We start from the raw sequence: 20273 nt of genomic DNA on the forward strand, positions 1-20273 counted from the left end.
GCAGGGCGCGGCGGCGTCGCCGCGACCATAGAGCGCAGCAAACCTGTTGACCTTAAATCGCCGTTCCGACCGCCGGGACAGGCGGCGGAAACCCGGGCTGCGGGGCGCACTACGGTTGGTTGTGCCGATTCCGCGGGCGGCGAATCAGGCGGCCTCGGCCGCCCCGCCGCTGAGGCCCTGCATGATCATGCGGTTGATCTCGATCAGGTCCTGGATGTCGTCCTGGCCGCGGATCACCAGGCTGGTGTGCTTGCCGACCCAGATGGCCAGAGAGATGATCTGGGCCCGCAGGGATTCCGGCAGGCCGTTTTCGCTCGCGCCGCAATCGGTGGCGAAGGCCGACCACATGCGGCGGTTCCAATCGAGCGCGTCGGCGCGGCCGCCCAGATCCGACGGATCGAGCTTGGCCGCTTCCATGAGGGCGCGGGTGACCTGGCCGAAGAGACGATACTCCGTCTCCCGGGCGGTCTCGGCCCTAGCCGCGGTCTGCTGGTACGCTCGAAGCGACATTCGTCCCCAACCTCTGATCTTCGTACTCGATGAGCTTCCGGCAGAGCATCAGCGCCTTGTAGTATTCCTTCTCCATGCAGTGTTTGGAGATCGCGACACACTCCGAGAGCACCGCGGGATTCCGAATCACACCCATGAATTCGGTCAGGCGATGAACGAATTCGTCGTAGTAGCGGGCGGCGCCGGTCTCATCGAGGTACATCATCATCACCGGGAAGTAGATCCGGCGTGCGGGCGTGTTGACCTCTTCCTGCTGCATGATGTCCTTCTCGCGAAGGACAGAAGCCTTGTTCTGGAGAATCAGAACACCACGGCGGTCGCCGTTCTGGACGACGGCGCCGTTGAGCACGAATTTCTCGCCGGGTTTCAGCGACAATTTCAGCGGCAAGGCGCTATTCCCCCGAACAACTTACGCCAAAGCGGCGCGACTTCCTGAACCAGGATGGCCCGAAACGCGAAAACGCCGGCTCCGGACCTGCGAGGCATAACCGGACGTAGGTTAACGACGCCTTGCGACGTCCTGCGACAGGTGCGCCGCGACGCCGCGCGACAAGTGGCGCTTAGCAACAGATTAACCATGATCGCATCTATCTGTCGCCCTTCGCCCACGTCATCCCAGGGAGCCCCGGCTCATGCCGCGTCCGGTCAAGCAAAGCGCCACGTCGACAGCGGCGCTCGAGCGGGGGACCGCCCCGACCCAGGCGCGCCTGTCCACCGACGCCATGGGCGCCAGCGGTGACCGGGCCACGCTCAACCGGCTGAACGCCGCGGTGGGCGAACTGAAGGCCCTGGCGATCCAGCCCCTGCTGCAGAACGCCGTCAACGCCCTGCGCAAGGATGACCACCAGGCCGGGGCGGAATGGGCGATCAAGGCCCTGGAACAGGACGAACGCAGCGGTTTCGGCTGGTACATGCTGGCCATCGCCCGCGAGCTGGCCGGCGACTTCAAGGGCTCGATCACCTGCTATGAGGCGGCCATCGCCCTCCTCCCCGATCATGCCGAACTCGGCAACAACCTGGGCCGCCTCGCCTTCCGACTCGGCCAGCCCGAGGTCGCCGAGCGGCTGTTCCGGCATTTCCTGGCCCGGTTCCCCGACCATCCGGAGGGCGCCAACAACCTGGCCTGCGCCCTGCGCAGCCAGAGCCGCTTCGACGAGGCCATCGAGGTGCTCAAGCCAGCCCTCACCAAGGACCCGCGCCATCCGATGGTCTGGAACACGCTCGGCACGGTGATGGCCGAGCAGGGCGACCCGGTGAACGCCCAGATCTTCTTCGACGAAGCGCTCCGCCAGGACGCCGGCTTCGCCAAGGCCCGCTACAACCGCGGCAACATGCGCATGGCCATCGGCGAGATCGCCGCGGCCCTGGAGGACTGCGACACCGCGCTCTCCCAGACCGTGCTGGAGTCCGAACGCCAGATGATGCGGCTGGCCCGGTCCACGATCCTGATCAATCTCGGCCGGATCGGCGAGGGCTGGGACGACTACGAGGCCCGGCTGCATCCGCAGTTCGCCGACTGCACCCAGTTCCTGGTGGAGCGTCCCCGCTGGGAGCCGGGGATGGACCTGGCCGGCAAGTCCCTGCTGGTGATCGGGGAACAGGGGCTGGGGGACGAGATCCTGTTCGCCAACCAGCTGCCCGACATCATCGAGGCCCTGGGGCCGGAGGGCAGGCTGACCCTGGCCGTCGAGCCGCGCCTGGTGAGCCTGTTCCAGCGATCCTTCCCCCAGGCCGAGGTCGGCCGCCACAACACCTACAGCGTCGAGGGCCGCACGGTGCGGGCCGTCCAGTTCCTCTCCGGGCGGATGGACGAGATCGACCTCTGGACCCCGATCGGCTCGGCCCTGCGCCAATTCCGCCGCTCGGTGGACGATTTCCCGGTCCGCGACCGCTACATGATCGCCGATCCCGTCCGGGTGGCCCACTGGCGCGAGGTGCTCAAGACCGCGCCGGCCGGCAAGAAGGTCGGCCTGCTCTGGAAGAGCGCCATCGCCAGCGCTGGACGCCACCGCTATTTCTCGCCCTTCGAGCAGTGGGCGCCGATCCTGGCCACGCCAGGGGTCTGCTTCGTCAACCTGCAGTACGGCGACTGCAGCGAGGAGATCGAACAGGCCCGCCGCGACTTCGGAGTCGAGATCTGGACCCCGCCGGGCATCGACCTGAAGCAGGATCTGGACGACCTGGCGGCCCTGTCGTGCGCCCTGGACCTGGTGGTGGGCTTCGCCAACGCCACCTCCAACATCGCCGCGGCCTGCGGCGCCCCATGCTGGATGGTTTCGACCCCCGGCGCCTGGCCCCGGGTGGGGACGGACCGCTATCCCTGGTATCCGCAGATGCGGGTCTTCCAGCCGCCGGCGTTCCGCGAATGGGAGCCGGTCATGGCCCAGGTGGCCCAGGCGTTGGCTGAGTTCGCCGCGTCATGAACGCGGGCGGCCGGTCCACCGCCGCCCCCAACCTGGCCATCGTCATCGGCGCCTCCGGGGGCGTCGGACGCGCCCTGGCCGAGCGCCTGAGCGCCGATCCCGCCCACGGCCGCATCCTGGCCCTGTCGCGGCGCCGGCCGCCGGGCTGGGAGGAGGATGGCCGACGGACCTGGCGCGAGGTCGACATCCTGGACGAGGACAGCCTGGTCCGGGCGGCGGCGCAGGCGGCGGACCTCGGCGCGCCCAGCCGCATCCTGGTCGCCACCGGCCAACTGCACGGCGCGGGCCTGGCGCCGGAGAAGACCATGCGGTCCCTGGATCTCGCCGCCCTCACCGCCCTCTTCGCCACCAACGCCGCGGGGCCGGCCCTGGCCGCGAAGCACTTCCTGCCCCTGACACCCCGGGACCGGCCGAGCGTCTTCGCCGCGCTCTCCGCGCGGGTCGGCAGCATCGGCGACAACCGGCTGGGGGGCTGGTACGGCTACCGCGCCTCAAAGGCGGCCCTCAACATGCTGATCCGCACCCTGGCGATCGAACACCGGCGAACCCGCCCGCTCGGCCTGTGCGTCGCCCTGCACCCGGGCACGGTCGACACCGACCTCAGCGCGCCGTTCCAGGGTGGCGTGGCCCCGGAAGCCCTCTTCACACCCGACCGTTCGGCCCAGGCCCTGCTGGCGGTGCTGGACGGCCTGAAGCCCGACGACAACGGTGGTCTCTTCGCCTGGGACGGGACACCGATTCCCTGGTGAGCGCCGCGGAACAGAGCCGCCGCCCGCGGGTTTGTCTGGAGTGGAGCGCCCTCCCCGGGCCCTCCCCACGAGGAGCTCCCCCCATGCCGGGCATTTCCGAGTTCGACGACGGCGCCGACCCCCAGGACCAGGCTGAAACCCAGGACGAGACCAATCTCGACGACCGCGAGGAGGTCGGCGAGATGCGCACCTTCGAGGAACTGCCCGACCTGCTCGACGTGACCGCGGAGCCCGAGGACGACGACGAAGACGGCCTGATGGCCGACAACGACGACACCCCCGGCCCGGACGACGTGGAGGGGCCCTACCCCGTGCGCGCCCAGGGCGACGCGGCGGAACCCGCCCTGGAAGCGCGCCTCGACGAGGGGCTCAAGGAGACCTTTCCGGCTTCCGACCCCCTCGCGGTCAGCCCGCGCAAGGACTAGCCGACCCCGCACTTAGCGCCCGCCGCGACGTTCAAGCCGCTTGAATGTCGCGGCTGGCCCTTTAGGTTGGCCCCAGGTTGAAACATTTGTTCGAGCGCGAGCGTCTTTCTACGCCCGCCCCTGGGAGCCCAATTATGAGCGAGCGTCAGCGTTTTGAAGGCACCGACAATTACGTCGCGACCGAAGACCTCAAGGTGGCCGTCAACGCCGCCATCGCGCTGGAGCGCCCGCTGCTGATCAAGGGCGAGCCCGGCACCGGCAAGACCGTGCTGGCCTTCGAGATCGCCAAGGCGCTCGGCGCCGAGATGATCACCTGGCACATCAAGTCCACCACCAAGGCCCACCAGGGCCTTTACGAGTACGACGCCGTCACCCGCCTGCGCGACAGCCAGCTCGGCGACGAGCGCGTCAAGGACGTGAAGAACTACATCAAGAAGGGCAAGCTCTGGGAGGCGTTCACCGCCGACAAGCGCCCCGTCCTGCTGATCGACGAGATCGACAAGGCTGACATCGAGTTCCCCAACGACCTCCTGCAGGAGCTCGATCGGATGGAATTCTACGTCTACGAGACCAATGAGACGATCAAGGCCGAGGTCCGGCCGATCGTGATCATCACCTCCAACAACGAGAAGGAACTGCCGGACGCCTTCCTGCGCCGCTGCTTCTTCCACTACATCCGCTTCCCGGAAGCCGAGACGATGAACGAGATCGTCGAGGTCCACTATCCCGGCATCAAGCAGAAGCTGGTCGCCGAGGCGCTGCGCATCTTCTACGACATGCGCAAGGTTCCGGGCCTGAAGAAGAAGCCCTCGACGTCGGAACTGCTCGACTGGCTGAAGCTGCTGATGGTCGAGGACATCGACGCCGCCTCGCTGGCGGAGAAGGATCCCACCAAGCTGATCCCGCCGCTGCACGGCGCCCTGCTGAAGAACGAGCAGGACGTCCACCTGTTCGAGCGCCTGGCCTTCCTGGCCCGACGCGAAGGCGCGGGCTCCCGTCCGGGCCAGTAACGGCTTACGACGAATTCACTCGACCAAATCAAGGGCTCCGGTCACCGTTCTGCGCGAACGGGATCGGAGCCCAATTCTTATGAAGACCCTGACGCTGCTGGCCGCCTCGGCCCTCGCGCTCACCACCGCGGCCTGTCAGAGGCCGGCCACCCTCAGCGCCAAGCTGGACTGCCCCGCCACCCAGGGGGGCCTGACGCGCGTCAGCGCCGCGGTCGACGGCCAGAGCTGCGTCTATCGCGAGACCGACGGCGCCGAGGTCACCCTGACCCGCATGCCGGTGAAGGGGACCGCGCGCGCCACCCTGACCGCCCTTGAGACCGAACTGAAGACCCTGGGCGGTACGCCTACCGGCGCCTCCTCCGCCGACAAGGCCGCCGCCCCGGGCGCGGCCGCCGAAGCCGCCCGCATCGAGGCCGAAGCCCGGGCGGACGCCAAGATCGACCAGAAGGTGGACGCCGACGTCGACGCCGCGGCCGGCGACAAGGCGGACGGCCCGCGCTTCCAGGCCAAGGTCGAGGACGGCGAGAACGGCGACGATCACACCCGGGTCGACCTGCCCGGCCTGCACGTGGTGGCCGAGGGCGACAAGGCCGACGTCAGCGTGGGGCCGATCCACATCGACGCCGACGGCGACAATTCCAGCGCGACGATCACCATGTACCGGGAGGTCCGCCTGCGCGGCGAGGCCCTGTCGCGGGAGAAGCGCGGCGTGCGGGCCACCTTCATCTATGCCGGAGACGACCTGTCGGGCGGCTATCGCTACCTCGGCTACGAGGCCGGCGGGCCACGCACGGGACCGCTGACGGTGGCCGTGGTGAAGTCGAAGTCCCGGTCGAACCAGCACAACGACATGTACGAGGACGTCAAGAAGCTGGTCCGCAAGAACGGCGGGGTCTGAGAGCCCGCCGTCGGCGAACCGGAATCCGGTTCGCCGGGGCGTGGGTCTTCCTAGACGGCTTGGACCTCGACGACCTTGTAGGTCAGGGGGCGGCCGTCCTCGTCGGCGACGGTGACGTATTCGCCCACCGCGAACCGGTGGTCGCCCAGGCGGTGGACCGGTTCGTCGTCCGCGGAGTCGCCAGCCTCGTAGTCGAAGTACCAGCGGGCGCCCTTGCGGGCCAGGCGGCCGTCGGTCGCTTCTTCGTCGGGGGCGAAGCGGCGAACCACGCACTCGGCCTTGGCCTTGGAATAGGCCGCCTCGTCGATGTGGCCGTCGGCGGTGAGGGGCGCGGTCAGCGTATAGCCGCGGTGATCGTCGCCCCCGGCGAATTCAGTGCCCGGATTGCGGGCGAGCCGCATCACGATGCGCGACAAACTCATGGCGCGAGACCTCTTTGACTTAGTGGGAAAGGAACAGGGACGGCTGATCGGCCGCCAGTAGCGACCGCGTCGTACCGCCGAAGATGAACTCCTGCAACCGCGGGTGCCCGAAGGCGCCGGCCACCAGGATGTCGGCGTCGGCCTTCTTGGTGGCGTAGAGCAGCAGGGGGGCGGCGTCGCCGGAGTCCGGCAGGATGTCGATGTCGCAGGCGATGCCCCGGGCGGCGTAATAGGCCTGCAGGCGGGCGGGGTCGAAGCTGCGGGAGCTGGCCTTGGGGGCGGCCAGGATGACGACGCGGGAAGCCTTCTCCAGCAGGGGCATGGCCAGGCGGGCGGCGCGGGAGGCTTCCTTGCCGCCGTCCCAGGCCACGGCCACCACGCCGCCGGTCTTGAAGCCCTCGCGGGCGATCAGCACGGGGCGCTGCTCGTCGGCCACCATCTGCTGGAAGGCCTCGGCGAGCGGGCCACGGCCGCGGGGTGGATCGTTGGTGAAGACCACCACGTCCGACAGCCGGCTTTCGGCCGACAGCCCGGCCCAGACCGGGGTCTGCAGGGCGATGAAGTTGGCCTTGGGATAGGCGCAGGCCTCCACGGCGGCGCGGGCCTTGGTCTCGCCGGCGGCGGCGGCTTCCTTCAGGGATTCCAAGGCCGTGGACTGCACGCCGCCCAGGAAGCCCTCGCCCATCCAGGGCATGACATCAGCCACGTCGGCCGGGGTATAGACACAGGCGAGTTCGGCGCCGAAGGGCTCGGCCAGCAGGGCGGCGGCCTTCACGGCGGCCTTGTCGCCCTCGCCGCCGGACAGCGGCGTCATGATTCTAGCCCAACTCATGTGTTTCCCCTTGGCATGATCACAGTGGTGAGCACGATGGACCTGCTCATTGATCTTTCTCAAGTCCTGGTTCAGGTCACGACCTTGAGTGTGAGAGGAACGCGTCGGTGAGGAAAGGGCTGCGTAAGACCGCCAAGGAGCCCCGCGCCTGGCAGCGCATGCTGTCGGGGCGCCGGCTGGACCTGCTCGACCCGTCCCCGATGGACATCGAGATCGAGGACATCGCCCACGGCCTCGCCCGGGTGGCCCGCTGGAACGGCCAGACGGTGGGGGAGCACGCCTTCTCCGTGGCCCAGCACTCGGTGGTGGTGGAGGAGATCTGCGCCCACATCCAGCCGGACCTGGAGCCGCGCTGGCGGCTGGCCGCCCTGCTGCACGACGCCTCGGAATATGTGATCGGCGACATGATCAGCCCGTTCAAGGCGGCGCTGGGGTACGATTACAAGTTGTTCGAGGAACGACTAGAAATTGCGATCCACACGCGGTTCGGGCTGCCGGCCAAGGTTCCGCTGGCGATCAAGAAGCTGATCAAGCAGGCCGACCGGGCCTGCGCCTATTTCGAGGCCACCCAGCTGGCGGGGTTCGGGGTGGCGGAATCGATCGAGTTCTTCGATCCGCCGCCGGCGGGCTACGACCTCCACATCGAACCGTTGTCGGCCGGACAGGCGCAGATACGTTACATCCAACGTTACCATGTGCTGTCCGAGGCGGCGGGATTCTCCGTCACGCCCCAGGCCTTCGATACGGAGTGAGCGTGACCTTCATCATCTGCGGGCTGGCCGAGGTTCCCGCCGTCATCGCGGCGCGGCGGCCGTCGCACATGATCACCCTGCTGGACCCGGCCAGCATGATCGCGACCCCGGCGGCGATCGCGCCCTCCAACCACCTGCGCCTGGGGGTCAACGACATCGCCGAGCCCATGGACGGCATGATCCCCCCCGACGAGCAGCTGGTGCACGACCTGCTGGCCTTCGGGAGCCAGTGGAGCGGCGAGGCCCCCATGCTGATCCACTGCTGGGCCGGGATCAGCCGCTCCACCGCCAGCGCCTTCGTCCTGGCCTGCGCGCGCAACCCGCAGGCCGACGAGCGGCAGATGGCCCTGGTGATGCGCCGGGCGGCCCGCCACGCCTCCCCCAACCGCAGGATCATCGCGCTCGCCGACGACATCATGGGCCGCGGGGGCAAGATGGCCGACGCCGTGGCGGCCATGGGGGAGTACGACTACGGCCGCGCCCGGCCCTTCGACTTCCCGGCCCGCCACTAGATGGACCGCGCCGTCGTCATCGGGCTGTCGGCCGTGGTCGTCGCCATCCGCGACGGCCAGGCCGTGGTGTTGACCGTGCGGCCGCAGGGCCAGCAGGCGGGCCTGCCCTTCGGCCCCTTCGACCCGGACGGCCACCGCACCTTCGAACTGGCTCTGCGCGCCTTCGTGACCGCCCAGACGCGGTTCGAACTGGGTTATGTGGAGCAGCTCTACACCTTCGGCGACAAGGGCCGCGACGCGCCCCTGGCCGACATGGGCGCCGGCGCCGGAGCCGCCCGCGTGATCTCGGTGGGGTATCTGGCCCTCACCCCCCAGGCCGTCGAGACCCACGCCCCCGACACCGCCTGGGCCGACTGGAGCCGGTTCTTTCCCTGGGAGGACTGGCGCGAGGGCCGTCCGGCGGCGCTGACCGCCCTGGAACCCGCCCTGCGGCAGTGGGCCGGGGCCGCGGCCGGGCCCGAGGCGATCCGCCGCCGGTCCGCCGCCCGGCTGCTGTTCGCCCTGGACGACGCCCCCTGGAACGAGGAGCGGGTGCTGGAGCGCTACGAGCTGCTCTACGAGGCGGGCCTGGCCCCTGAGGCCGCCCGCGACCGGGGCGAGCACGCCCCCTCCCCAGCCCTGGCGGCGGCCATGGGCGAGCCGATGTTCTCCGACCACCGCCGCATCCTGGCCACGGCGCTGTCGCGGCTGCGGGGCAAGCTGAAGTACCGACCCGTGGTGTTCGAGCTGATGCCCGAGGCCTTCACACTGTCATCCCTGCAGCGGGCCGTAGAGGCCATAGCCGGCGTTCCCCTGCACAAGCAGAACTTCCGCCGCGCCCTGGAGCGGGCCGAGCTGGTGGAGGGCCTGGGGTCGATGGACACCGACACCGGCGGCCGCCCCGCCGAGCTGTTCCGCTTCCGCCGCGAGATCCTCGGCGCGCGGCCCGTTTCCGGGCTCAGCCTGCCGCTGCTGCGGGACTGAGCGGCGGGAGAGGCGCGCCCCATGTCTCCACCGGCGGTCAGGCGGCGGCCGCCGGCCTCGCCAGGCTTGGCCGCGGCCCGACGAAGAGCAGCCAGAGGCCCAGCGCCAGCTCACCGAACATGAAGGGCGTCGCCAGGTTGAAGGCGAGCGCGCGATGCTCCGGCGTCACGAGGCCGATCACGCTCAAGGTCACATAGGCCAGTCCGTTCAGGATCAACCAGAGACCCAAGAGCCGCGGCAGGAAGCCCGAACGGATCACCAGCACGCCGAGGGGCAGCAGCCACAGGCCCCAGAAGACCTGGGAGACGAGCACGCCCTGATGATCGAGGTTGATCATGAGCATGACCAGGGCGTCGCGCTGCGGCGGATCGAAGACCTGGAGAAACGCGCCGCCACGAATGAACTGCAGGGTCGCGACCTCGTTGCTCATGCCCAGGAAGGCCAGGGGCGCCTGCAGCAGGATGAGCGCCGCCATCAGGACGGCCAGGCGCGCGTCCACGGTCCAGAGGAGCCGACAGAGCGCAAGGACCACCAGCACGAAGAGAACCTGGCTCACGAGCCCGACCAGGATGGCGGCGACGAACAGGCCCTGATGGGCCGCGATGTTGGCGACCGTGGCCGAGGCGTCGCCCGGCACGTAGAGGCGTCCCGGCACGTAGAGCAGGACGAAGGGCGTCGTCAGGGCGACGAGGACATACAGGAATCCCGCCCAGCGCGCCGTGCGTTTCCGAGACTCCATGCGTCCCCCCTCCATCATCGCCGGCGGATGCCTCGCGCCACGAGGGGCCAGAGCAATCCGAGGCCCATCGTCTTCGACAATCGACGCGAGCGCTATATTCTTGCGTTTCATCGTTGTGATCCCCTGTGCCAAATGGCGACCTGAATGGCCGATCCGACCGCCTCGGCGGGACTTGTTCGGGGCTTGCTCGAGTTCGCCGCGGGCCGCGGCGCCGACCGCCAGACCCTGGTCGCGCAGGCCGGCATAGACGAGCAGGCCCTGGAAAATCCGGACAACCGGGTTCCCTTCGACACCTACACAAGGCTGATGCTCGCAGCGTGCGCGTTGTGCGCCGACCCCGCCTTGGCGCTGCACTACGGCGAGAGCGTCGACATGTCGGAGGTGTCGATCGTCGGGCTGATCATGAACGCCTCGGAGACGATGGCCGAGGCGTTCGCGCAGCTCCAGCGCTTCAACCGTCTGGCGCTGGACGTCGACGACGTCCATGAGCGGTTCGGCGTCGTCCTGCAGGGCGGCGACCTGTGGATCGTCGATCATCGGTCGAACGCGCAGGCGTTCCCGCAACTGACGGAGGTCGCCTTCGCGCGGCTGGCCTGCGGGCCGCGCCGGTTTCTTCCCCAGTCGCACATCCTGGAGGTCCATTTCACCCATGCGGCCCCCAGCTACCGGCCGGCCTACGAGCGGGTGTTCGGGTGCAAGGTCGTCTTCGGGAGCCACTGGAACGCGATGCTCATGCACCCCGAGGCGGCCTCGTGGCGCGTGGCGCTGCAACCGCGCTATGTGTTCGGCGTCCTGACGGAGCGCGCCGACCTGCTGCTGAAGACCCTGGACGACAGACGAACCGTGCGCGCCCAGGTCGAGGGCCTGATCCTGCCGATCCTGCACAAGGGGAGCGCCAACGCCCAGACCATCGCCGCCGCCCTGGGGTACAGCCGGCAGACCTTGTTTCGCCGGCTGAAGAGTGAGGGCGTGACCTTCGAAGCGCTGCTCGACGACCTGCGCCATCGCATGGCCTTGCGCTATCTCCAGGGTGCCCGAGCATCGGTCAACGAGGTCGCCTACCTTGTCGGCTTCTCCGACCGCGCCTCGTTCTCACGCGCCTTCAAGCGATGGACTGGCCGAAATCCTGGAGAGGTCCGCGCAGGCTTCGCCGCCCCCAGGTCCCGCATGCCGCTGCCGCGGGACTGAGCGGCGAGCCGTTATTTCCAGGAAGCCGGCGGCTTGGGCAGGGTCTGGGCGTGCTCGACGCAGTCGCGTAGGCCGGGCGTCAGGTCCGCCCGCAGGATGGCGGCCTTGTCGGGCTGACCGTCGCCGTGCTTCAGGGCGGCGTACCAGGCCGGCAGGAGGTCGTCGATGACGCGCTTGTCCGCCTCCGGCCCCACCTGCTTCGCCAGGATCGCGGAGTCGTAGATGATGCGGTCGGCGACCGCGTAGATCTCGCGCATCAGGTCGATATCGGCCTGGGTGGGATTGTTCTCGGGCTTGGTGAGCGCGATGAAGCCCCCCAGACGCAGCTCGCAGAGATGGTCCTTGCGCAGATAGTAGAGCCTGGCGTCCTCCACGTGCTGGGTGACGGGCTGGGCCGAGGCCGGAGCGCCGGCCGCCAGGACCGCCAAAGCGCTCGCCGCAAGGGCCGACAGGATCGGAAGTCTCACCGTCATCACGCACCCCCATTTGGCGTCAGACGCACGAAACGCGGCCCGGGCCACGGGACGTACGATACGCCCTTCCGCCCCTGGCGCCGAATCGGCGGGCCGCGCGTCCGCGGTGAGCCGCCTCAGTTGGCGGTGAAGCCGCCGTCGACCACCACCTCCGAGCCGGTCATGAAGGCCGCCCGATCGGAGGCCAGGAAGGTGATGGCGTCGGCGATATTGGAGACCTCTCCCAGGTGGCCCAGGGGGTGGCGCTGGGCGATGGCGGTGCGGGCCTCGTTGTCGCCGGCGCCGGTGGCCGCCGAGACGCCCGACAGCACCTCACGGCCCATGTCGGTCTCGATGACCCCCGGGTGGACGGAATTGACCCGCACATTGAGGGCCGCGAATTCCATGGCCAGCGACTTGGTCAGCAGCCGCACCGCGCCCTTCGAGGCGTTGTAGGCGCTGGTCCCGGCCGAGCCCACCAGGCCGGCGATGGAGGAGAGGTTGATGATGGACGCCCCGCCCCGCCAGCGTCCGGCGCGTTCGGCCAGCAGGGGGATGGCGTGCTTGGCGCCGAGGAACACGCCCTCGACATTGACCGCCTGAAGCCGCCGCCAGTCCTCCAGAGTCGTCTGGGTGACGGGCTTCATCAGGAACAGGCCGGCGTTGTTGACCAGGATGTCGAGGCCGCCGGCCCGGCTGCGGGCGAAGTCGATGGTCTCGATCCAGCCGGGTTCGTGGGTGACGTCCTGGGCCAGGGCCAAGCCCCCCAGCTCGTCGGCGAGGGCCTGGGGCGCCTCGAGGTCGGTGACGATCACCCGAGCACCCTCCGCGGCCAGGGCCCGGGCCGTGGCCGCTCCGATACCGCGCCCCGCGCCGGTGACCAGCGCGATCCGACCTTGAAGATCGTTCATGGCGTCCTCCCCTTTTCAGGAGACGCTAGGGCGGTGCGATGGTGTTGGGAAGCCGGCCCGTCAGTGCCGGGGGTCGAAAACCGAGGAGAAGCGCGTGCCGGGGAAGGCGCGGCGGGCGTACTGCCGGTCGGCGGTCTCGCGGGGTCGGCGCTCCTCGGCGAACTCGGCCAGAACCTGCAGCAGACGCACCATCGGGTCGTCGTCGATGAGCACGATCTTGTTGTTCGGGTGAAGCTCCATGCACAACCAACGGGGAAGCCACGGCGAAGGTTCCCGTGACGCGCGAACCGCCGGATGAGGGACACCGTCCGCGCGCACGCCAAATGCCGGAATTTGCGGCGCCCTAGGCGGCGACGTCGGGGGTGTCCGGCTTGGCCTGGTCGGCGGCCCACTGGGCTTTGAGGGTCGCCGAGGTGTCGCGGGAGCCGTCGGGGCTCCAGCCGGGGGGACCCAGGAGGTAGCCTGCGACCTCGCGCGGGGAGCGGGCGCCGGCCAGGTCCTTGGCGATGCCGACCCACTCATGAAAGGCGACGCGCAGGATATTGAAATTATTCAAGTTCTTGACGATGCCGTAACGCGGCGCCTCCTCGTCCAGCTCGGGCTGGAAGGTGCCGAAGAGCCTGTCCCAGATGATCAGGATGCCGGCGTAGTTGCTGTCGAGGTAGCGCGGATTGCGGGCGTGGTGGACGCGGTGGTGAGAGGGGGTGTTGAACACCGCCTCGAACCAGCGGGGCATGCGCTTGATGGCCTCGGTGTGGATCCAGAACTGGTAGACGAGGCTGACCCCCTTCTGGATGGCCAGCATGGCCGGCGGGAAGCCGAGGAAGGCGAGCGGCAGCCACAGCGCCCAGGTGGCCGCCACGCCGCCGGTCCAGGTCTGCCGCAGGGCCGTCGACAGGTTGTAGTGCTGCGAGGAGTGGTGGTTGACGTGGGCCGCCCACCAGAACCGCCGCTCGTGGCTCAGGCGGTGGAACCAGTAGTAGGTCAGGTCCTCCAGGAAGAAGATCGCCACCCAGGCCCAGACCGCCGTCATGGGGATGTCGAAGGCCCGGTGCTTCCACACCCAGACCGTGGCGGCGAAGGCGAGGCCGCCGGTGATGAGCCCGGCCACGTTGCTGCCCAGGCCCATGGCCAGGGAGGCCATGGTGTCGCGGGTCTCGTAGTGGGCCTTCACCGTCTTGAAGCGGGCGAGCGCGATTTCCAGGATGATGGCCAGGACGAAGAAGGGGATCGCCAGGGTCACCGGATCGAAGGGGGCGTGCAGCGGATCCATCACTGGGCCCCCGCCGGGGGCCAGGCGTCGAAGACCAGGCGGGCGCGGGGCGCGGCGACGTCGGCGAGGTCGAGCCTCAGCACCCCGTCGCGGAAGCTGGCGGCCAGGGCCTGGGCCCAGGGGATGTGGCGGGCCGCATAGCCGTCGCCCACCTCGCAGAGGACCAGGGCCGAGGCCCCCGAGCGCGCCAGGGCCCCGCGGCCGTCGGTGGCGATCCAGAGGCCGTCCAGGGTCTTGCCAGGGAATTCGTCGGCCAGCAGGGCCCGGGCCCGCGCATCGCTGAGCGGCGACATCGGCTTGGCGATCTTGGCCCAGGCGGCCACGGCCACCAGCACGGCCACGGCCGCGAACGATCCGGCCAACTGGATCAGCATCGCCTTGTCCAAAACGTCTCTCCCCTTGGCGGCGGAGAGTCGACCGTGGACGGAGGACCGTCAAGGGGGGGCGGGCGGGTCGGCCCGCCCAGCCCGCCAGGCCCACTGGGCCTGCTAAAGGGCGATGGAGCGGCGCAGGTGGGCGGCCACCTGCTCGGCGTGGTAGGGCTTGGCGACGAAGTCGGCGCCGTCCGGCAGACCGCCGCTGAGGTCGGCGCCGCCGGTGGTGACCAGGATGCGGACGTTGGGCCAGCGGTCGTGGACCAGCTGGGCCAGGTCCACCCCGTCCAGGGAGCCTGGCATGTTCACGTCGGTGAACACCGCACAGATGTCAGCGTGACTGTTGAGAATCTCGATGGCCTGGGCCGCGTCGTCGGCCTCGATCACCGTGAAACCGGCGTCTTCAAGGCCCGCCGCGGCGGTGAGACGGACCAGGATTTCATCTTCGACGACAAGCACTAGGGGGGACATGGAGAGGCAACCTGCGGCGGGAGGCGAGGTTCCGCCGCGCTCAGGGACGGGGCTCGAAGGTGTAGGCCCAGGGATAGTCCGAGACCCCGGCGTTCCCGGCGCGGGCCTGGTCGAGGGCGCGGCGCGAGCGGGCGCTGAGGAACTGGGCGTAGGTGATGATCTCGGCGGTCGGCAGGTCCGCCGCGGGGGCCGGGGTGTCGGGGAGCTCGTGTTGCATGGCGTCACCTGGGATCATGGAGGCGGCGGGGTTCGCCGCCATGCCCGCCATGAAGCGCCGCCCCGGCTGAATAGAGGCGGAGCGGATCGTTGGGCGGCGTTCATGTTCGGGCCAGGGAGTCATCTTGTTCTGCTTTTGCCCGGCGGACCCGGCCTCTCCCCCGCAGGCGGGGGCGAGGCGGAGGCCCCGCCCCGGGCCAAACCAAAACAGGGCCGCCCCGGGAGGGACGGCCCTGTCTCGAAAGTCCGTCGGCGGCGGGCGAGAGGCCCGCGCCGGAAGTCCTACTTCTTGGCCTTCTTGGGGGCTTCGCCGTTGACGGCGTCCTTGAGGCCCTTGGCGGCGCGGAAGCGCACGGCCTTGGAGGCCGGGATCTTGATCGCTTCGCCGGTGGAGGGGTTGCGGCCCTCGCGGGCGGCGCGGTCACCCACGTCGAACACGCCCAGGCCGGCGAGACGGACGTCACCGCCCTTGACCAGGGCCGCCGAGACGGTGGCGATCATGGCTTCCAGCACGCGGCCGGTCTCGGCCTGGGTGGTCCCGGCGGCGGCGGCGACCTGTTCGATGAATTCAGATTGGGTCATGTGACCTCCGGTTGTCTTTGGAATGCGCCTCGCGTCGCGACGCAAGGAGGCAAGGGTTTGCGCAGATTCGGGGGCCGTGGCGACCTTGACGCAACGGAAACGGGGCCGTCAGACGGCCTTTTCGGGCAAGATGACGCACGTTCCCCGGGGAAACGGGGCGTGATCCTGCCCCCGGGAGGCGATTAGCGGGCGTCGCGCAGATAGACGACCTGGCTACGGCCCGAGCTGATCAGGTGGCCCAGCAGGAAGCCGGCGGCCGCGGCGATGCCGAGGGCGAGGTAGGGCTTCTCGCGCACCAGGACGTCGGTGTCGCCGAAGCGCTCGACCGCCTGTTCCTTGACCTTGCCATAGACCTTCTGGCCCTTGGCCACGACGATCTCGGTCTTGCCCTCCAGGAGGGTCTTGGCGGCGTCCAGCAGGCTGTGGGCGGCGTCGTTGAGGGCCGAGGTGGCGGCCCGGCCGGCGCCGGCGGCTTCGCCCAGGGAGGCCTTGGCGCCGCTGGCCATCGGGTCGAGAGCGGCGGTTTCGTCGGCGATGTTCGCCGTGGCCCCGTTGGCGGTTCCGTTGGCGAGGGAGGAGGTCATCGGGTCGGCCATGGATCTTCTCTTCGAATAGGGGATCGGGCCCCGTGACGGGGGGCCGGGCACGACACCAACGGCGTCGGCCCGGCCAAGGTTCCGAGGTTAGAACTTCCGCGTGTAGCCCACGGCCCAGACGTCGGCGTTCTCGCTGGAATCCTTGAAGTCGTGGCGGGTGTAGTCCAGCCGGACGCCATTCTTGTCGTCCAGGAAGTACTGGCCGCCGACGCCGTAGTTCCAGCTGTCGCCGTCATCGGCCGCGGAGGTCCCGGCGGCCGAGGCCTTGATCTTGGAATTGCCGTAGCCGACGCGGGCGAACAGGTCGGCCTGGGGCGTGATGGGCAGGTAGCCCACGCCGTAGATGGCGGCCTGGTGCTGCAGCTTCACATTGACCGGCACGCCGGCCACGTTGGTGTCGTCCGACTTGACGCCGCCGGCCAGCTCGCCCTCGACGCCGAGATATTGGCCGAAGCGGGCGCCCAGGCGGCCCTGGATCGCGCCCAGGTTCACGTCGTCGATATTGGCGTTCGCATAGCCGAGCGAGCCGTAGACCGTGGTGGGCGAGAGGCTCTGGGCCGAGGCCATGGCGGGGATGGAAAGGGTAAGGGCGGTCGTTGCCGCAAGCGCGATGAGAGACTTCATTTGATACTCCAACGTCAGGTTCAGCTCCCCAGCACCGCCCAAGTGGGCCTCAAACACGGCGGGGGAAGGTCTGTTCCTCGACATTGGGCGGAAACATTGTGGCGGCGGGCCGCCTGTGACCCAGGGGCCACAGATCGGGGACGCGGGCGGCCCACCGGCGGACCGGTGTTCCGTCCGCGCCGCCCGGGTCGCCCTCCCCCGTCGCCGGGGAAGGGCTGTTCAGGCTTTAGAACTTGCGGGTGTAGGCGACGGCCCAGACGTCAGCGTTGTCGCTGGAGTCCTTGAAGTCGTGACGCGTGTAGTCGACGCGCACGCCGTTCTTGTCGTCGAAGAAGTACTGGCCGCCGACGCCGTAGTTCCAGCTGTCGCCGTCATCGGCGGCGCTGGAGCCGAGGGCCGAGGCCTCCAGCTTGGAGTTGCCGTAGCCGACGCGGGCCAGCAGGTCGAACTGCGGGTTCAGGGGCAGGAAGCCGACGGCGTAGATGGCGACCTGGTGCTTCAGCTTCAGGTCGACCTTGATCCCCGAGATGGTGACGCTGTCTTCCTTGACGCCGCCGGCGAGTTCGCCTTCGACGCCGACATACTGGCCGAAGCGGGCGCCGAGGCGGCCCTGGATCGTGCCGAGGTTCACGTCGTCGATATTGGCGTTGGCGTAGCCGAGCGAGCCGTAGACGGTGGTGGGCGACAGGCTCTGGGCCGAGGCGGCGGCCGGGATGGCGAGAACGGCGGCGGTGGCGGCGAGTGCGATGAGAGACTTCATTTTTTTGGAACTCCAACTCTGGGTTTCATTGCCCAGCTCCGCCCAAATGGCATGCACCGACCGCGAAACAAGCCTACCGATTGGGCAAATCCCGCAAATCACAAGGTCTGGCGCGGCCTGTGCCTAAACGGCCACAGGCTTGAACCGGCGCGAATCGCACGCACGGCCCATGTCGGGCAGGCAACTTAAAGGCGAAGAAGCAACCCCGATTCAAAAGCTTAGCCTTGGCGTAACGGCGTGATCGGCGCGATCTGTCGGCCCCGCGCCGCCCGCGTGCTATCAACGGCGCCTGACTCCCCCTGACGGGGGCCATGTATCGGGAGACGACCGCTTTGGAATCAGCCGTGATCGCGGCCACCGGCCTCTACACCCCGCCCCAGAGCGTCTCGAACGCCGAACTGGTGGAGGCCTTCAACACCTATGTGGCCAATTTCAACACCGAACACGCGCAGGCCATCGCCGACGGCCAGGTGGAGGCGCTGACCCCCTCCTCCGTGGAGTTCATCGAGAAGGCCTCGGGGATCAAGTCGCGTCACGTGGTGGACAAGGCCGGGGTGATCGATCCGGCCGTGATGACCCCGCGCATCCCCGAGCGCCCCAATGACGAGCTCTCCATCATGGCCGAGATCGGCGTGGCCGCGGCCCGCGACGCCATCGCCCGCTGGGGCAAGGACGCCAGCCAGATCGACGCGGTGATCTGCGCGGCGTCGAACATGCAGCGGGCCTATCCGGCCATGGCCATCGAGATCCAGCAGGCCCTGGGGATCGAGGGCTTCGGCTTCGACATGAACGTGGCCTGCTCCTCGGCCACCTTCGGGATCAAGACGGCGGCCGACTACATCGCCACCGGCTCGGCGCGGGCGGTGCTGGTGGTCAATCCGGAGATCACCTCGGGCCACCTGAACTTCCGCGACCGCGACAGCCACTTCATCTTCGGTGACGTGGCCACCGCGGTGATCGTCGAGCGGGCCGACCTGGCCGAGCCCGGCCAGGGCTGGGAGATCCTGGGCACGCGGCTGAAGACCCAGTTTTCCAACAATATCCGCAACAATTTCGGCTTCCTGAACCGCGCGGCGCCGGAGGGGATCGGAGCGCCCGACAAGCTGTTCGTGCAGGAGGGCCGCAAGGTGTTCCGCGAGGTGGTGCCGATGGTGTCGGAGATGATCGTCGACCACGCCGGCGACCTGGGGCTCGATCCCACGGGGCTCAAGCGCCTGTGGCTGCACCAGGCCAACATCAACATGAACCTGATGATCGGCAAGAAGGTGCTGGGGCGCGAACCGCTGGAGGGCGAGAACGTCATCATCCTCGACACCTACGCCAACACCTCCTCGGCCGGCTCGATCATCGCCTTCCACAGCGCCAATGAGGACTTCGCGTCCGGGGACACCGGCCTCATCTGCTCCTTCGGGGCGGGCTATTCGGCCGGCACGGTGTTCGTCAGGAAGCGGTAGGCCGCAGGGCCTTGGTGCGGAACCACTTGGAGATCACCCACTTCTCGCCGGAGGTGGGGGGCGAGCCCTCGTGCAGGGTGCGGGGGTCCATGGTTCCGTCCTGCGTGACGCTGTCGAAGATCAGCGCCCCGCCCGACGGCGGCCGGTAGGCGGCGTCCAGGCGCGGGAACAGGGTCGCCCCGCCCTCGAAGCCGTCATTGAGATAGACCAGCAGGGTGCGCACCCTCTGGCCCATGACCTCGAGCTGGCGGGCGTTCTCCGGGGTCTCGGGGATGTAGTCCATGTGCGGGCGGTAGCGCTCGCCCGGCGCGTAGTGCAGGACGCCCAGGCCCTCGGCGTTCTCCGCCGGCATGCCGGCCGCCTGGCTGATGCGCAGGTTGACCAGCTCCAGGATGACGTCGGAATCCACCAGGCCGAAGTGCATGACCCGGTTGGAGCGTTCGTCCTTCACCCGCTCGGCGCCGTCGTCGTCCACCACCATGCCGCGGTCCAGGGCCGGTTCGGCCAGCGCCATGACATAGCCGCAGACCCAGGCCGGCAGCAGGTCGGGGATCGACAGGATGCGGGGGCTCTCGCTCTCCACCTTACGCGCCACCGGGGCGGCGAAGGCCGAGAGGTCGGCGGCTGCGGCGATGGCGTCCCAGTCGAAGGCCGGCACGGTCGGGGCGCGGCCGGCCAGGGCCGCCAAGGCCGGCTCGAAGCCGGTGGCCGCCGACGCCGACAGAGCCGCCAGCGACAGGTCCGGGTCGCCGCAGAGCAGGCCGAGCTGGCAGGCGGCGCGACCGTCCCCGGCCTCCGCGGCCCTCGCCAGCCAGTAGAGGGCTCGGCCGAGGTTGCGCGGCGTGCCCACCGCGCCGGAATCGACGATGGCGGCCAGGTGCAGGGCGAAGGGGTCGCCGGCCTGGGCGGCCTGGACGATGCGCGCCACGCCCAGCGCCGGCGCCTTGGGGGTGATGTGCCCCACCAGCTGCCAAAGCCCCAGGCGCGAGACGGCGGGCATCCAGCCCCCCTGGGCGGCGCGGACCATCCAGTCCAGGGCGGCCTTGGACTGACCCTGGGCGTCCAGGGCCTCGGCGAGCGCCATCTGGGCCTCGGTGTCGCCCGCCAGGGCCGCGCGGTTGGCTTCGTCGAAGGTCA

At 69.2% G+C, this 20273-nt stretch carries 27 protein-coding genes; 10 read left to right on the forward strand and 17 right to left on the reverse strand.

Features of this window, described 5'->3' with window-relative positions; genetic code table 11:
- Positions 1 to 144: 144 nt before the first annotated feature.
- Positions 145 to 510 carry a flagellar biosynthesis regulator FlaF gene (flaF, locus tag ACO06I_RS07325; protein WP_421931920.1) on the reverse strand — a complete coding sequence of 122 codons (366 nt, stop codon included), beginning with the start codon at positions 508 to 510 and terminating at the stop codon, positions 145 to 147.
- Entirely contained in the window at positions 476 to 898 is a 423-nt protein-coding gene (gene flbT, locus ACO06I_RS07330) for a flagellar biosynthesis repressor FlbT (protein WP_304776721.1), read from the reverse strand. Before flbT ends, flaF begins: the two co-directional genes overlap by 35 nt.
- A gap of 244 nt (positions 899 to 1142) precedes the next feature.
- Between flbT and ACO06I_RS07335 the strand changes: the two genes are divergently transcribed.
- From ACO06I_RS07335 to ACO06I_RS07355, 5 genes are all read left to right on the forward strand, one after another.
- Positions 1143 to 2933 (forward strand): tetratricopeptide repeat protein, encoded by a 1791-nt coding sequence (locus ACO06I_RS07335; protein WP_421931921.1) that lies wholly within the window; start codon positions 1143 to 1145, stop codon positions 2931 to 2933.
- Positions 2930 to 3682, forward strand: coding sequence for an SDR family NAD(P)-dependent oxidoreductase (locus ACO06I_RS07340; RefSeq protein ID WP_421931922.1), 753 nt, complete (start codon positions 2930 to 2932; stop codon positions 3680 to 3682). The genes ACO06I_RS07335 and ACO06I_RS07340 overlap by 4 nt, the downstream gene beginning before the upstream one ends.
- 83 nt (positions 3683 to 3765) lie before the next feature.
- Positions 3766 to 4107: a hypothetical protein gene (locus ACO06I_RS07345; RefSeq protein ID WP_421931923.1), complete on the forward strand. Its 342-nt coding sequence runs from the start codon at positions 3766 to 3768 to the stop codon at positions 4105 to 4107.
- Positions 4108 to 4241: 134 nt separating this feature from the next.
- On the forward strand, positions 4242 to 5117 hold the full coding sequence (locus tag ACO06I_RS07350; protein ID WP_304698282.1) for an AAA family ATPase: 876 nt from the start codon (positions 4242 to 4244) through the stop codon (positions 5115 to 5117).
- A 79-nt stretch (positions 5118 to 5196) separates the two neighbouring features.
- Entirely contained in the window at positions 5197 to 6015 is an 819-nt protein-coding gene (locus ACO06I_RS07355; protein WP_421931924.1) for a hypothetical protein, read from the forward strand.
- Positions 6016 to 6065: 50 nt separating this feature from the next.
- Here ACO06I_RS07355 and ACO06I_RS07360 read toward each other — a convergent pair whose 3' ends face one another.
- Together ACO06I_RS07360 and ACO06I_RS07365 are read right to left on the reverse strand one after the other, a co-directional pair.
- A complete protein-coding gene (locus ACO06I_RS07360) occupies positions 6066 to 6437 on the reverse strand; it encodes a hypothetical protein (RefSeq protein WP_421931925.1) in 372 nt (123 codons plus the stop codon).
- Positions 6438 to 6456: 19 nt separating this feature from the next.
- A complete protein-coding gene (locus tag ACO06I_RS07365) occupies positions 6457 to 7269 on the reverse strand; it encodes a universal stress protein (protein WP_421931926.1) in 813 nt (270 codons plus the stop codon).
- Between the two features lie 107 nt (positions 7270 to 7376).
- Between ACO06I_RS07365 and ACO06I_RS07370 the strand changes: the two genes are divergently transcribed.
- Genes ACO06I_RS07370 through ACO06I_RS07380 form a run of 3 tightly spaced genes read left to right on the forward strand, consistent with a single transcriptional unit; the run spans position 7377 to position 9496 of the window.
- Complete coding sequence (locus tag ACO06I_RS07370; protein ID WP_421931927.1) at positions 7377 to 8021, forward strand: YfbR-like 5'-deoxynucleotidase; 645 nt, start codon at positions 7377 to 7379, stop codon at positions 8019 to 8021.
- Between the two features lie 2 nt (positions 8022 to 8023).
- A complete protein-coding gene (locus ACO06I_RS07375; protein ID WP_421931928.1) occupies positions 8024 to 8533 on the forward strand; it encodes a tyrosine phosphatase family protein in 510 nt (169 codons plus the stop codon).
- Positions 8534 to 9496 (forward strand): NUDIX hydrolase, encoded by a 963-nt coding sequence (locus ACO06I_RS07380; protein ID WP_421931929.1) that lies wholly within the window; start codon positions 8534 to 8536, stop codon positions 9494 to 9496. It begins immediately after the preceding gene.
- 37 nt (positions 9497 to 9533) lie between these two features.
- On the opposite strand, the gene ACO06I_RS07385 is transcribed toward ACO06I_RS07380, so the two are convergent.
- Complete coding sequence (locus tag ACO06I_RS07385) at positions 9534 to 10235, reverse strand: DUF4386 domain-containing protein (protein WP_421931930.1); 702 nt, start codon at positions 10233 to 10235, stop codon at positions 9534 to 9536.
- A 144-nt stretch (positions 10236 to 10379) separates the two neighbouring features.
- Between ACO06I_RS07385 and ACO06I_RS07390 the strand changes: the two genes are divergently transcribed.
- Positions 10380 to 11423: an AraC family transcriptional regulator gene (locus ACO06I_RS07390; RefSeq protein ID WP_421931931.1), complete on the forward strand. Its 1044-nt coding sequence runs from the start codon at positions 10380 to 10382 to the stop codon at positions 11421 to 11423.
- A gap of 11 nt (positions 11424 to 11434) precedes the next feature.
- Here the strand turns inward: ACO06I_RS07390 and ACO06I_RS07395 are convergent, their stop codons facing one another.
- From ACO06I_RS07395 to ACO06I_RS07445, 11 genes are all read right to left on the reverse strand, one after another.
- Complete coding sequence (locus ACO06I_RS07395; protein ID WP_421931932.1) at positions 11435 to 11896, reverse strand: hypothetical protein; 462 nt, start codon at positions 11894 to 11896, stop codon at positions 11435 to 11437.
- Between the two features lie 116 nt (positions 11897 to 12012).
- Positions 12013 to 12786 (reverse strand): SDR family NAD(P)-dependent oxidoreductase, encoded by a 774-nt coding sequence (locus ACO06I_RS07400; protein ID WP_421931933.1) that lies wholly within the window; start codon positions 12784 to 12786, stop codon positions 12013 to 12015.
- A 60-nt stretch (positions 12787 to 12846) separates the two neighbouring features.
- Positions 12847 to 13026 carry a hypothetical protein gene (locus ACO06I_RS07405; protein ID WP_421931934.1) on the reverse strand — a complete coding sequence of 60 codons (180 nt, stop codon included), beginning with the start codon at positions 13024 to 13026 and terminating at the stop codon, positions 12847 to 12849.
- A gap of 103 nt (positions 13027 to 13129) precedes the next feature.
- Positions 13130 to 14059: a sterol desaturase family protein gene (locus ACO06I_RS07410; RefSeq protein ID WP_421931935.1), complete on the reverse strand. Its 930-nt coding sequence runs from the start codon at positions 14057 to 14059 to the stop codon at positions 13130 to 13132.
- On the reverse strand, positions 14059 to 14433 hold the full coding sequence (locus ACO06I_RS07415; RefSeq protein WP_421931936.1) for a hypothetical protein: 375 nt from the start codon (positions 14431 to 14433) through the stop codon (positions 14059 to 14061). The genes ACO06I_RS07410 and ACO06I_RS07415 overlap by 1 nt, the downstream gene beginning before the upstream one ends.
- A 114-nt stretch (positions 14434 to 14547) precedes the next feature.
- Entirely contained in the window at positions 14548 to 14904 is a 357-nt protein-coding gene (locus tag ACO06I_RS07420; protein ID WP_421931937.1) for a response regulator, read from the reverse strand.
- A gap of 40 nt (positions 14905 to 14944) precedes the next feature.
- Complete coding sequence (locus tag ACO06I_RS07425; protein ID WP_421931938.1) at positions 14945 to 15121, reverse strand: hypothetical protein; 177 nt, start codon at positions 15119 to 15121, stop codon at positions 14945 to 14947.
- Between the two features lie 281 nt (positions 15122 to 15402).
- Entirely contained in the window at positions 15403 to 15702 is a 300-nt protein-coding gene (locus ACO06I_RS07430; RefSeq protein ID WP_421931939.1) for an HU family DNA-binding protein, read from the reverse strand.
- Positions 15703 to 15884: 182 nt separating this feature from the next.
- Positions 15885 to 16298: a glycine zipper domain-containing protein gene (locus ACO06I_RS07435; protein WP_421931940.1), complete on the reverse strand. Its 414-nt coding sequence runs from the start codon at positions 16296 to 16298 to the stop codon at positions 15885 to 15887.
- A gap of 87 nt (positions 16299 to 16385) precedes the next feature.
- On the reverse strand, positions 16386 to 16922 hold the full coding sequence (locus tag ACO06I_RS07440; RefSeq protein ID WP_421931941.1) for a porin family protein: 537 nt from the start codon (positions 16920 to 16922) through the stop codon (positions 16386 to 16388).
- Between the two features lie 226 nt (positions 16923 to 17148).
- Positions 17149 to 17682, reverse strand: coding sequence for a porin family protein (locus ACO06I_RS07445; protein WP_421931942.1), 534 nt, complete (start codon positions 17680 to 17682; stop codon positions 17149 to 17151).
- Between the two features lie 332 nt (positions 17683 to 18014).
- Between ACO06I_RS07445 and ACO06I_RS07450 the strand changes: the two genes are divergently transcribed.
- Positions 18015 to 19136, forward strand: coding sequence for a beta-ketoacyl-ACP synthase III (locus tag ACO06I_RS07450; protein WP_421931943.1), 1122 nt, complete (start codon positions 18015 to 18017; stop codon positions 19134 to 19136).
- On the opposite strand, the gene ACO06I_RS07455 is transcribed toward ACO06I_RS07450, so the two are convergent.
- Entirely contained in the window at positions 19123 to 20220 is a 1098-nt protein-coding gene (locus ACO06I_RS07455; protein ID WP_421931944.1) for a 2OG-Fe(II) oxygenase, read from the reverse strand. The genes ACO06I_RS07450 and ACO06I_RS07455 overlap by 14 nt on opposite strands.
- Between the last annotated feature and the right edge of the window lie 53 nt (positions 20221 to 20273).

Source organism: Phenylobacterium sp., from assembly GCF_965229015.1.
GTDB lineage: Bacteria > Pseudomonadota > Alphaproteobacteria > Caulobacterales > Caulobacteraceae > Phenylobacterium.

Excerpts from the sequence above, each read along its gene's own strand:
- flaF (WP_421931920.1), bottom strand. The coding sequence starts at position 510 with ATGTCGCTTCGAGCGTACCAGCAGACCGCGGCTAGGGCCGAGACCGCC.
- ACO06I_RS07335 (WP_421931921.1), top strand. The coding sequence starts at position 1,143 with ATGCCGCGTCCGGTCAAGCAAAGCGCCACGTCGACAGCGGCGCTCGAG.
- ACO06I_RS07340 (WP_421931922.1), top strand. The coding sequence starts at position 2,930 with ATGAACGCGGGCGGCCGGTCCACCGCCGCCCCCAACCTGGCCATCGTC.
- ACO06I_RS07345 (WP_421931923.1), top strand. The coding sequence starts at position 3,766 with ATGCCGGGCATTTCCGAGTTCGACGACGGCGCCGACCCCCAGGACCAG.
- ACO06I_RS07350 (WP_304698282.1), top strand. The coding sequence starts at position 4,242 with ATGAGCGAGCGTCAGCGTTTTGAAGGCACCGACAATTACGTCGCGACC.
- ACO06I_RS07355 (WP_421931924.1), top strand. The coding sequence starts at position 5,197 with ATGAAGACCCTGACGCTGCTGGCCGCCTCGGCCCTCGCGCTCACCACC.
- ACO06I_RS07360 (WP_421931925.1), bottom strand. The coding sequence starts at position 6,437 with ATGAGTTTGTCGCGCATCGTGATGCGGCTCGCCCGCAATCCGGGCACT.
- ACO06I_RS07365 (WP_421931926.1), bottom strand. The coding sequence starts at position 7,269 with ATGAGTTGGGCTAGAATCATGACGCCGCTGTCCGGCGGCGAGGGCGAC.
- ACO06I_RS07380 (WP_421931929.1), top strand. The coding sequence starts at position 8,534 with ATGGACCGCGCCGTCGTCATCGGGCTGTCGGCCGTGGTCGTCGCCATC.
- ACO06I_RS07385 (WP_421931930.1), bottom strand. The coding sequence starts at position 10,235 with ATGGAGTCTCGGAAACGCACGGCGCGCTGGGCGGGATTCCTGTATGTC.
- ACO06I_RS07390 (WP_421931931.1), top strand. The coding sequence starts at position 10,380 with ATGGCCGATCCGACCGCCTCGGCGGGACTTGTTCGGGGCTTGCTCGAG.
- ACO06I_RS07395 (WP_421931932.1), bottom strand. The coding sequence starts at position 11,896 with ATGACGGTGAGACTTCCGATCCTGTCGGCCCTTGCGGCGAGCGCTTTG.
- ACO06I_RS07400 (WP_421931933.1), bottom strand. The coding sequence starts at position 12,786 with ATGAACGATCTTCAAGGTCGGATCGCGCTGGTCACCGGCGCGGGGCGC.
- ACO06I_RS07405 (WP_421931934.1), bottom strand. The coding sequence starts at position 13,026 with ATGGAGCTTCACCCGAACAACAAGATCGTGCTCATCGACGACGACCCG.
- ACO06I_RS07410 (WP_421931935.1), bottom strand. The coding sequence starts at position 14,059 with ATGGATCCGCTGCACGCCCCCTTCGATCCGGTGACCCTGGCGATCCCC.
- ACO06I_RS07415 (WP_421931936.1), bottom strand. The coding sequence starts at position 14,433 with ATGCTGATCCAGTTGGCCGGATCGTTCGCGGCCGTGGCCGTGCTGGTG.
- ACO06I_RS07420 (WP_421931937.1), bottom strand. The coding sequence starts at position 14,904 with ATGTCCCCCCTAGTGCTTGTCGTCGAAGATGAAATCCTGGTCCGTCTC.
- ACO06I_RS07425 (WP_421931938.1), bottom strand. The coding sequence starts at position 15,121 with ATGCAACACGAGCTCCCCGACACCCCGGCCCCCGCGGCGGACCTGCCG.
- ACO06I_RS07430 (WP_421931939.1), bottom strand. The coding sequence starts at position 15,702 with ATGACCCAATCTGAATTCATCGAACAGGTCGCCGCCGCCGCCGGGACC.
- ACO06I_RS07435 (WP_421931940.1), bottom strand. The coding sequence starts at position 16,298 with ATGGCCGACCCGATGACCTCCTCCCTCGCCAACGGAACCGCCAACGGG.
- ACO06I_RS07440 (WP_421931941.1), bottom strand. The coding sequence starts at position 16,922 with ATGAAGTCTCTCATCGCGCTTGCGGCAACGACCGCCCTTACCCTTTCC.
- ACO06I_RS07445 (WP_421931942.1), bottom strand. The coding sequence starts at position 17,682 with ATGAAGTCTCTCATCGCACTCGCCGCCACCGCCGCCGTTCTCGCCATC.
- ACO06I_RS07455 (WP_421931944.1), bottom strand. The coding sequence starts at position 20,220 with ATGGCGCTCGCCGAGGCCCTGGACGCCCAGGGTCAGTCCAAGGCCGCC.